Genomic DNA, 9,489 nt, shown 5'->3' with positions numbered 1-9,489 from the left:
GTCCATCGCTCGGACACGCGGCAGAGTCAAGTTTTCCTCAGGTCTCGCGCTTCGCGCGCAGCTTGACGAAGTAATCCAGCCGCTTTTTCAGGTCGCGCTCGAACCCGCGCTCGACCGGGGCATAGAGAACCGGGCGCTGCATGCCATCGGGGAAATAGTTCTGCCCGGAAAACCCGTCTTCGGCGTCGTGATCGTAGGCATAGCCTGACCCGTAGCCCTGATCCTTCATCATGCCGGTGGGCGCGTTCAGGATATGCTTGGGCGGCATCATCGACCCGGTCTTTTTTGCGGCTTTCCGCGCGGCCTTGTAGGCAACATAGGCGGCGTTGGATTTCGGCGCGAGCGCCAGATAGGTCAGCGCCTGCGCCAGCGCCAATTCGCCCTCGGGACTGCCGAGACGCTCATAGGTCTCCCAGCTTTGCAGGCAGACCGCCTGCGCGTTTGGATCGGCAAGCCCGATGTCCTCGACCGCCATGCGGGTGATGCGGCGCGCCAGATACCGAGGGTCTTCGCCGCCCTCCAGCATCCGCGCGAACCAATAGAGTGCCGCGTCGGGGTCAGAGCCGCGCACGGATTTGTGCAGCGCGCTGATCAGGTTGTAATGATGCTCGCCGCTTTTGTCGTATTGCGCGGCGCGGCGCATCAGACGGGTGGCCAGCGCGTCGGGGCCAAGCGGTGCGTCAACCTTCCAGCCGCTGACCTGCTCGATCAGGTTGAGCAGCGCGCGCCCGTCGCCGTCTGCCATCTCCAGCAGCGCCTCGCGGGCAGGGCCGTCCAGCGGCAGCTTGCGGTCCAGTTCCTGTTCCGCCCGTTGGGCCAGCCGCTCAAGGTCTTTCAGTTCTAACCGTTGCAGCACCAGAACCTGCGAGCGTGACATCAGGGCGGCGTTCAGCTCGAAGCTGGGGTTTTCCGTGGTCGCGCCCACCAGCAGGATGGTGCCGTCTTCCATGTGGGGTAGAAAGCCGTCCTGCTGCGCCTTGTTGAAGCGGTGGATTTCGTCGACGAACAGCAATGTGCCCTGCCCGTTCCGGCGGCGGATGCGGGCAGCCTCGAACACCTTTTTCAGGTCCTGAACGCCGGTGAAAATCGCGCTGATCTGCACGAAATGCATGTCCGTCTCGCCTGCCAGCAGACGCGCGATGGTGGTTTTCCCAACGCCCGGCGGTCCCCAGAAGATCAGCGAGCTGAGCGTATCGCCCGCCAGCATCACGCCCAGGGGCGCATCGGGCCCCAGGATGTGATCCTGCCCGATCACTTCGTCCAGCTTGGCGGGGCGCAGACGGTCGGCCAGAGGGCGGCCCTTGGCCGGGGCGTCGTCGCCGCCGGGGGTGTCGAACAGATCAGCCACCGCGCAACCGCAATTCTGCGCGCCGTCCGTCGCGGATCAGCCCGAAGGCATACCAGCGGCCCGACATTTCCAAAACCTGTTCCAGTGTTGCGGGGTCGGTAACCGCCACATCGTTCAGGGTTTCGATGATGTCACCGATACGCAGACCGGACCGCATGGCCGGACCTTCCAACCGGGTCACCACCACGCCTGCGGCCTCGATCGGCAGGTTCATCTCTGCGATCACTGCCGGATTGATCCGCGCCACGGTCAGCCCCGGAAAACGCGAAATCGGACCAAAGCTGAGCGGGTCACGCGGCGGCGCGTCGGGGGCCGCCATCAACTGCACGGCGATATCCTCGGGCACACCATCGCGCAGGCGTGTGATCTGCGATGCCTGTCCCAGCCCCGCGACCGTCATGCGGTAGACCATCTCGGAGGGGGTGTTGACCGGCAGGCCATCGACCGCTTCGATCACGTCACCCACCTTGAAACCCGCGCTCAGGAACGGGCTGCTGGGATGCAGACCAGACACGACAATGCCGCTGACCGATGGCAGGCCCAGCGATTGCGCCATGTCGAAATCGACCGACTGTCCGGTCATGCCGGCCCAAGGGCGGCCAAATTCCGTCGCGCCCGCCTGGGCCTGTTCGACGAAGCTGCGCACCAAGGCGGCGGGGATCGCAAACCCGATACCGTTGGAGCCGCCCGACCGGCTGACGATGCGGGTGTTGATCCCGATGATGCGGCCCGCCATGTCGACCAGCGCACCGCCCGAGTTGCCGGGGTTGATCGGCGCGTCGGTCTGGATGAAATAGCCGTGACCCGCGCCCCCTGCCCCGCCCGAGCGTGCGAGCCCCGAGACGATCCCGCTCGACACCGTTTGACCGACGCCGAAGGGGTTTCCAATGGCAAGAACCAGTTCGCCCACCTCGACCGTGGCGCTGTCGCGCAGGGGCACGAACGGCAGGTTGCGAGCGCCGACCAGTTGCAGGACCGCAAGGTCGCTGTCCTGATCCGCCAGCAGAACGTCTGCTGCGTATTCGGTGCGGTCGGTCAGTACCACCCGGATGTCGGTCGCCATGCCGACCACATGGTAGTTGGTGACCATCAGCCCGTCGCTGCTGAGAATCACGCCCGAGCCAAGCGAGCTTTGCACGCGCGGCTCCGGCCTGCCGAAGCCTTCAAAGAACCGCTCGAAAAACGGGTCATCCATGAAGGGCGTCTGGCGACCTTCGGTTACCCATTTGGCATAGATATTGACCACCGCAGGGGCCGCCGCACGGACCACGGGCGCAAAGCTGAGCGAAATTTCAGCCGATGTGCCAGGGACCTTTGGTTGCTCCTGCGCGGCTGCCCAAAAAGCTGTGAAAACCAGCATGGCAGCAAGAATTAGACGTCTCATGGCTCCTCCGGTCTGCCTGTCCGATATGCCCAGAGACGGGGGCAATTGCAAGCACAGGGCGGAACCGTGGACGCCTCCCGACCGTTTGTCTGACAGACAGTTGAAAGGAGAGAGACCATGGCAGACCGTCACAGATCAAACGATGGTAAACAGGAGACCAAGGAATATCTCGACGATGCAGAAACCCCTTCCGATCAGGGCCGCGCAGACGGCAACCTGGAACGCAAGGTGGGCACCCGCGACACGCTGAAACGCACGAAGGATGACAATGCAGGCGCGACCCGCGTGCATAAATCTGACGAAAAGGGCGAGGGCAACCTCGGCGGTCTTCACGGTACAGGAAAGGACGACTGATATGGCTAAGATGGAAAAAGGCACGTGGATCGTCGTCACCGACAGCGAAAAGGCGCTTTTCATGCGCAACCTGACCGACCTTCAGGACCCGAACTTTGAAGTGACGGGCAGCGAGGAGCAGGAAAATCCGTCTGACCGTGAACAATCCGCCAACCGTCCGGGGCGCAAGCAGGACACCGGAGTGCAACAGCGGTCTTCGATGGATGATACGGATTGGCACGAACTGGCCAAGGAACGCTTTGCCAAGGACCTGTCGGACCTGCTGTACAAGGAAGCGCACAAGGGCAATTTCGACAAGCTGATCATCGTCGCCAGCCCGCAGGTTCTGGGCGTGCTGCGCGAAGACATGCATTCGGAAGTGACCAGCAGGATCATCGCCGAAATCCCGAAGACGCTGACCAACCACCCGGTCGACGAGATCGAAAAGATCGTCAAGGACGCGCTGGAAGACGCCTGAGCCTGAGCGCACCTTCATGTGAAACGCAAAACGCCGCCCCGTCGGGGGCGGCGTTTCTGCATCCGACCCTTACGGGCCAGACAAAAATCAATCTTCGGCTTCGACTTCGACCAGACGTGCCTTGTCTGCGGCGCCCTTGGCGTCGCGGTCGCGGTCCACGAATTCGATGATCGCCATGGGTGCCATGTCGCCATAACGGAAACCGGCTTTCAGGACGCGCACATAGCCGCCTTGGCGGTCTTTGTAGCGGGGGCCCAGAACTGCAAACAGTTTCTCGACGAAAGCGTCCTGTTTCAGCTTGCTGGCGGCCTGACGACGGGCGTGCAGGTCACCGCGTTTGGCCAGAGTGATCATTTTCTCGATGATCGGCTTCAGCTCTTTCGCCTTGGGCAGGGTTGTCTTGATTTGCTCATGTTCAATGAGCGAGCCGGCCATGTTTGCCCAGAGCGCCTTGCGGTGCTCATGTGTGCGGTTCAGGCGGCGGTATCCACGTGCGTGACGCATAGTATTTCTCCTAGATGTGCCCTCTACGGGCGGTTTTGCTTTGTCTGGCCCGCGATGCGTGTCTTGGGCTCTCCTTGGGGCTTTCGGCCCAGTCGTGTTCCGGGGCGGGGTCTCCCCCGCCTCGGGGCTGTCTTAGAAGGAATCTTCGAATTTCTTCGCCAGATCCTCGATGTTGTCTGGCGGCCAGTCCTCGACGTCCATGCCAAGGTGCAGACCCATGCCCGACAACACTTCCTTGATCTCGTTCAGGGACTTGCGGCCAAAGTTCGGCGTGCGCAGCATTTCTGCTTCGGTCTTCTGGATCAGATCGCCGATGTAGACGATGTTGTCGTTCTTCAGGCAGTTTGCCGAACGCACGGACAGTTCCAGTTCATCCACTTTCTTCAGCAGAAGCGGATTGAACTCGAGACCGTCGTCGTCGTCCTGACGCGAAGCCGATTCAGGCTCGTCGAAGTTGACGAAGATGCCCAGCTGGTCCTGCAGGATACGTGCGGCGAATGCCACGGCGTCATCCGGCGTGATGGAGCCGTCTGTCTCGATCTTCATGGTCAGCTTGTCATAGTCCAGAACTTGACCTTCGCGCGTCGGCTGCACGTCATAGCTGACGCGTTTGACAGGCGAATAGATCGCGTCGATCGGGATCAGACCGATGGGCGCATCTTCGGGCTTGTTCTTGTCGGCAGCGACATAACCCTTGCCGGTGTTGACCGTCAGTTCCATGTAGAGATCCGCACCGTCATCCAGGTGGCAGATCACATGCTCGCGGTTCAGAACTGCGATGCCATTGCTTTCGGTGATGTCACCGGCGGTGACGACGCCCGGACCCTTTGCCGAAATCGACAGGCGCTTGGGCCCTTCGACTTCCATGCTCAGGCTGACGCCCTTGAGGTTCAGGATGATGTCGGTCACGTCTTCACGCACACCGGCCACCGACGAGAACTCGTGCAGCACGTTGTCGATTTGCACCGACGTGATGGCCGCACCCTGCAGCGAGCTCATCAGCACGCGGCGCAGGGCGTTGCCCATGGTCAGACCAAAGCCGCGTTCCAGCGGTTCGGCGATGACTGTGGCCTGACGGGCCGGGTCATTGCCCGGCTTGACATCAAGCTGTTGAGGCTTGATCAATTCAGCCCAATTCTTGTGGATCATGCGTCCCTCCATTCCTGTCTGTTCCCCATGTCCTTAAGGAGCAGACTCCCGAGGTTTCAAAAAAGCGGATTGGGGCCGCGTGCGGACACGCAGCCCCTTCAGTAATACGATGCTTAGACGCGGCGGCGTTTCGGCGGGCGGCAGCCGTTGTGGGCCATCGGTGTCACGTCACGGATCGACGTGATGTTGAAGCCAACAGCGGCCAGAGCGCGCAGGGCGCTTTCACGACCGGAACCGGGGCCTTGCACTTCGACTTCCAGCGTTTTCACGCCGTGGTCCTGTGCCTTCTTGCCTGCGTCTTCGGCGGCCATCTGGGCGGCATAGGGTGTCGATTTACGCGACCCCTTGAAGCCCATGGTGCCTGCGGACGACCATGCAATCGCGTTGCCTTGAACGTCCGAGATCAGGATCTTGGTGTTGTTGAAGGAAGAGTTCACATGCGCCACACCAGCGGCGATGTTCTTGCGCTCTTTTTTCTTTGTACGTGTCTTATCGCGTGCCATTGATCAGAGCCTCCCTTATTTCTTCTTACCGGCAATGGCCTTTGCGGGGCCCTTGCGAGTACGTGCGTTGGTGTGAGTACGCTGACCACGAACGGGCAGGTTACGGCGGTGACGCAGGCCACGATAGCAACCAAGGTCCATCAGACGCTTGATGTTCATCTGGGTGTCACGGCGCAGGTCGCCTTCGACGGTGTAGTTTTCGTCGATGTGCTCGCGCAGTTTCAGAACTTCGGTGTCGGACAGTTCGTTCACACGACGCGATGCGTCGATGCCAACTGCTTCGCAGATGGCTTTGGCCGAAGTGTTACCGATACCGGTGATGTAGGTGAGGGCGATTGGAACCCGCTTTGCAGTGGGGATGTTAACGCCGGCGATACGTGCCACGTGTCATATTCCTTTTCGTTGCGAGCCCGTAATTCCGGGCCCTTTTTTCACAACATAAGCCCGAAGCATCACTGCTACGGGCCGCCGCTGATCAGGTGATCTGTTCTTGTCGGGCGCGACCCTGCCAGAACATAGCGATTCTCTTTCGAGATAGCGCTAATTATGTGGCTCAGCGCACAGGGTCAACCCCCTGCCGTTAAGGATTGCCTTGGCCCTTGAAACCCCAAAGGGCGCAAGGGAAATAGTAGTCCGGCAAGCCGGTGCTGCCGTTGAGACCCGTAAGGGTGATGCGGCCCTGCGCATTGACGGAAACGCCGATCCGAACATCGGCCTGACCGTCTTGGCCGTTGCACGACGCGTCCACTTGGGCGACCAGACCCGGCACATATTCAAGTGGCGTTTGCCAGTTGCAGGCGCGCCAATGTGCCTCGACTGAGCGGGGAAAGAGATAGGCCGCACCGGCCAGTTCCTGTTCGGGTCCGGGTGCTGTGCACAGGCCGGGGTTGTCGATGATATCCTGCGCCAAGGCGGGAAGGGTCGCGAGGCTGAACAGCGTTGCCGCAAAAATCTGTCTCATGCCTCTTGGTCCCTTCCCTGCCCCTATGACGTCAGCGCCTTGTCGATCGCGGCCTTGACCGTGGAAATCTCGCCCAGGCCGTCAACCTTGGTCAGCATGTCCTTGGCGTAGTAATAGCCGATCAGCGGCGAAGTCTTCTTGTAGTATTCCATCAGACGGGTCCGAAGGCTTTCTTCGTTGTCGTCTGCGCGTCGGCGGAAATCGGATGCGCCGCAATTGCTGCATTTGCCGTCGGCAGGCTGCGGCTTGGTCTTGTCGTTGTAGACTTCACCGCAATTGCCACAGGTTGACCGTGCGGTGATGCGTGCGACCAGCGCTTCGTCGTCGACTTCCATCTCGACCACCGCGTCCAGGCTTTCGCCCTCGGCGGCCAGCAGGTTGGTCAGCGCATCGGCCTGGCCCAGCGTGCGCGGGAAGCCGTCAAAGATGAAACCCGCGGCCTTCACCGTATTAAGCTGTTCGCGGATCAGACCGATCACGATCTCGTCTGTCACCAGACCGCCGCGCGCCATGACCTCGGCCACGACCTCGCCCATTTCGGACCCGCTCTCCTTGGCGGCCCGCAGCATGTCGCCGGTGCTCAACTGCACCATGCCGCGTTCTTCGACCAGGATGCGTGCCTGTGTTCCTTTGCCCGCCCCCGGCGGTCCAAGCAATATTATATTCATCGACGCACGGGGCTCCGTTTCTTGCGGGGTTTGCCCCCTTTGCCTTTGCCACGCAGGTTCGATTTCTCGATCAGGCCTTCGTACTGGTGGGCGAGCAGGTGGGATTGAATTTGCTGGATCGTGTCCATCGTCACCGAGACGACAATCAGAACCGAGGTGCCGCCAAAATAGAAGGGAATGGCAAACTGACCGCGCAGGATTTCCGGCAGCAGACAGACAGCGGCCAGATAGGCGGCGCCCAGCACCAGGATGCGGTTGACCACATATTCCAGATACTCCGAGGTCTTCTTGCCCGGACGGATACCGGGAACAAAACCGTTCTGGTTCTTCAGGTTGTCTGCCACCTCATCAGGTTTGAAGCTGACGTTGAACGTGTAGAAATAGGCAAAGAACACGATCATCGCCACGAAGAACAGCAGGTAGAGCGGCTGACCGGGGCCGAAGTTGGCCAGCATCCAGCTCATCACCGGGTTGGTCGAGTTGCCCGAGAAGGTGCTGATGGTGACCGGCAGCAGCAGAAGCGACGAGGCGAAGATCGCGGGAATGACGCCCGCAGGGTTCACCTTGACCGGGAGGTGTGACGAGCCGCCGTCATAGACCTTCATCCCGACCTGGCGGCGTGGGTACTGGATATGGATCTTGCGCAGGGCGCGTTCCATGAACACCACGAACATGATGGTCAGGATCACCATCACGATCACGCCGACGATCACCGCCGGGCTGATGGCACCGCTGCGGCCGCTGGCAAAGAACTGTGCAAGGGCTGCGGGAACCTCGGCGATGATGCCGACGAAGATGATCAGCGAGATGCCGTTGCCGATGCCGCGCGCGGTGATCTGCTCGCCCAGCCACATCAGGAACATGGTGCCGCCGACCAGCGTGATCAGACAGGCGACGCGGAAATACATGCCCGGATCGGTGACCAGATCACCGGCCTCAAGGCTGACGGCAAGGCCATAAGCCTGCAACGTCGCCAGGGCCACGGTGCCGTAGCGGGTGTATTGGTTGATCTTCTTGCGCCCCTGCTCGCCTTCCTTCTTGAGCTGCTCAAGCGAAGGCACCATCGAGGTCAGAAGCTGAATGATGATCGAGGCCGAAATATAGGGCATGATGCCAAGAGCAAAAATACCCATCCGCCCTAGCGCGCCGCCGGTGAACATCGAGACCATGCCGCCGATGCCCTGACCTGCGCCCTCCATGAACTCACGAAGTGCGGCGCCGTCGATCCCCGGAACCGGGATGAACGTGCCCAGACGGTAGACAATCAGCAGGCCCAGCGTGAACAGGATGCGGTTGCGCAAGTCCGTGGCCTTGCCCAGTGCAGACCAGCTGGTGTTGGCGGCCATGTTTTCGACGGCGGATACCATATATCGGCTCTTTCTGTTGCGGAAACGCCGCCCAGGCCGTTTTCCGGCGGGCGGCGTTAAGGAAAACTCAAGGTTATGTAAGCCGGACAGCGCCGACCCACAAGGTGCGAGTATGGCTTACTCGGCCGCTGCCGCAGGTGTGACTGTCAGCGAACCGCCAGCTTTTTCCACTGCTTCAACCGCAGATTTGGACGCGCCGGTCACTTGCAGGTCCAGCTTCGACGTCACGTCGCCTTTGGCCAGAACGCGGATGCCGTCCAGTTTGCGACGGACCAGACCCGACGAGATCAACACGTCTTCGGTGATCGCGGCGGAGCCGTCGATTTTCTTTGCGTCGATGAATTTCTGGATCAGGCCCAGGTTCACGACCGCATAAGATTTGCGGTTCGGCTTGGTAAAGCCGCGTTTGGGCAGACGCTGGTAGATCGGCATCTGGCCGCCTTCGTAGCCATTGATCGCCACGCCCGAACGGGATTTCTGACCTTTGATACCACGGCCACCCATTTTACCGGTGCCGGAGCCGGGACCACGACCAACGCGTTTGCGTTTCTTGGTGGCGCCGTCGTTATCGTGAAGTTCATTCAGTTTCATGTCGCTTCTCCTTTTGCCGGAAATGACCCCCAGCGACGGGAGCGGTCAAACGCGGCGTTTCATGATTCTTGCGGGCCACGGATGGTGGCCACTCGGGGCGTATAAGGGATGGGGCGGCATGGGGCAAGGGGAACATCGGCTGCGTGGTGCAGCGTCAACGGGGCGCACCCCCAAACAGCAAAACGCCCCGCAGTTTCCCGCGA

12 protein-coding genes are annotated in these 9,489 nt (G+C 61.0%); 2 read left to right on the top strand and 10 right to left on the bottom strand.

Going from position 1 to position 9,489, the window contains the following annotated elements:
- Nucleotides 1–37: 37 nt before the first annotated feature.
- Nucleotides 38–1,348: a replication-associated recombination protein A gene (locus NTA49_RS05560; protein ID WP_258293670.1), complete on the bottom strand. Its 1,311-nt coding sequence runs from the start codon at nt 1,346–1,348 to the stop codon at nt 38–40.
- Nucleotides 1,341–2,732, bottom strand: coding sequence for a trypsin-like peptidase domain-containing protein (locus tag NTA49_RS05555; protein WP_258293669.1), 1,392 nt, complete (start codon nt 2,730–2,732; stop codon nt 1,341–1,343). Before NTA49_RS05555 ends, NTA49_RS05560 begins: the two co-directional genes overlap by 8 nt.
- A 117-nt stretch (nt 2,733–2,849) precedes the next feature.
- On the opposite strand from NTA49_RS05555, the gene NTA49_RS05550 reads away from it, so the two are divergent.
- Both NTA49_RS05550 and NTA49_RS05545 read left to right on the top strand, forming a co-directional pair.
- Nucleotides 2,850–3,086 carry a hypothetical protein gene (locus NTA49_RS05550; protein ID WP_258293668.1) on the top strand — a complete coding sequence of 79 codons (237 nt, stop codon included), beginning with the start codon at nt 2,850–2,852 and terminating at the stop codon, nt 3,084–3,086.
- A 1-nt stretch (nt 3,087) separates the two neighbouring features.
- On the top strand, nt 3,088–3,543 hold the full coding sequence (locus NTA49_RS05545; RefSeq protein ID WP_258293667.1) for a host attachment family protein: 456 nt from the start codon (nt 3,088–3,090) through the stop codon (nt 3,541–3,543).
- Between the two features lie 87 nt (nt 3,544–3,630).
- Here the strand turns inward: NTA49_RS05545 and rplQ are convergent, their stop codons facing one another.
- The 8 genes from rplQ to rplO form a co-directional block, all read right to left on the bottom strand.
- A complete protein-coding gene (gene rplQ, locus NTA49_RS05540) occupies nt 3,631–4,047 on the bottom strand; it encodes a 50S ribosomal protein L17 (RefSeq protein ID WP_028957262.1) in 417 nt (138 codons plus the stop codon).
- Nucleotides 4,048–4,179: 132 nt separating this feature from the next.
- Nucleotides 4,180–5,196 carry a DNA-directed RNA polymerase subunit alpha gene (locus NTA49_RS05535; RefSeq protein ID WP_258293666.1) on the bottom strand — a complete coding sequence of 339 codons (1,017 nt, stop codon included), beginning with the start codon at nt 5,194–5,196 and terminating at the stop codon, nt 4,180–4,182.
- A gap of 113 nt (nt 5,197–5,309) precedes the next feature.
- Nucleotides 5,310–5,699 carry a 30S ribosomal protein S11 gene (gene rpsK / locus NTA49_RS05530; protein ID WP_028957260.1) on the bottom strand — a complete coding sequence of 130 codons (390 nt, stop codon included), beginning with the start codon at nt 5,697–5,699 and terminating at the stop codon, nt 5,310–5,312.
- Between the two features lie 15 nt (nt 5,700–5,714).
- The gene (gene rpsM / locus NTA49_RS05525; RefSeq protein WP_258293665.1) at nt 5,715–6,083 is read right to left on the bottom strand and encodes a 30S ribosomal protein S13; all 369 of its coding nucleotides are present in this window, start codon (nt 6,081–6,083) and stop codon (nt 5,715–5,717) included.
- A 196-nt stretch (nt 6,084–6,279) separates the two neighbouring features.
- Nucleotides 6,280–6,660 carry a hypothetical protein gene (locus NTA49_RS05520; RefSeq protein ID WP_258293664.1) on the bottom strand — a complete coding sequence of 127 codons (381 nt, stop codon included), beginning with the start codon at nt 6,658–6,660 and terminating at the stop codon, nt 6,280–6,282.
- A gap of 23 nt (nt 6,661–6,683) precedes the next feature.
- Nucleotides 6,684–7,328 (bottom strand): adenylate kinase, encoded by a 645-nt coding sequence (locus tag NTA49_RS05515; RefSeq protein ID WP_258293663.1) that lies wholly within the window; start codon nt 7,326–7,328, stop codon nt 6,684–6,686.
- On the bottom strand, nt 7,325–8,695 hold the full coding sequence (gene secY / locus NTA49_RS05510) for a preprotein translocase subunit SecY (RefSeq protein ID WP_261368164.1): 1,371 nt from the start codon (nt 8,693–8,695) through the stop codon (nt 7,325–7,327). The genes NTA49_RS05515 and secY overlap by 4 nt, the downstream gene beginning before the upstream one ends.
- A gap of 117 nt (nt 8,696–8,812) precedes the next feature.
- Nucleotides 8,813–9,286 carry a 50S ribosomal protein L15 gene (rplO, locus tag NTA49_RS05505; RefSeq protein ID WP_258293662.1) on the bottom strand — a complete coding sequence of 158 codons (474 nt, stop codon included), beginning with the start codon at nt 9,284–9,286 and terminating at the stop codon, nt 8,813–8,815.
- Between the last annotated feature and the right edge of the window lie 203 nt (nt 9,287–9,489).

The organism is Pseudosulfitobacter koreensis (assembly GCF_024733015.1).
Taxonomy (GTDB): Bacteria; Pseudomonadota; Alphaproteobacteria; order Rhodobacterales; family Rhodobacteraceae; genus Pseudosulfitobacter; species Pseudosulfitobacter koreensis.
Note: the sequence above shows the minus strand (reverse complement) of the source record. Positions and strands in the feature narration are given on the sequence as shown.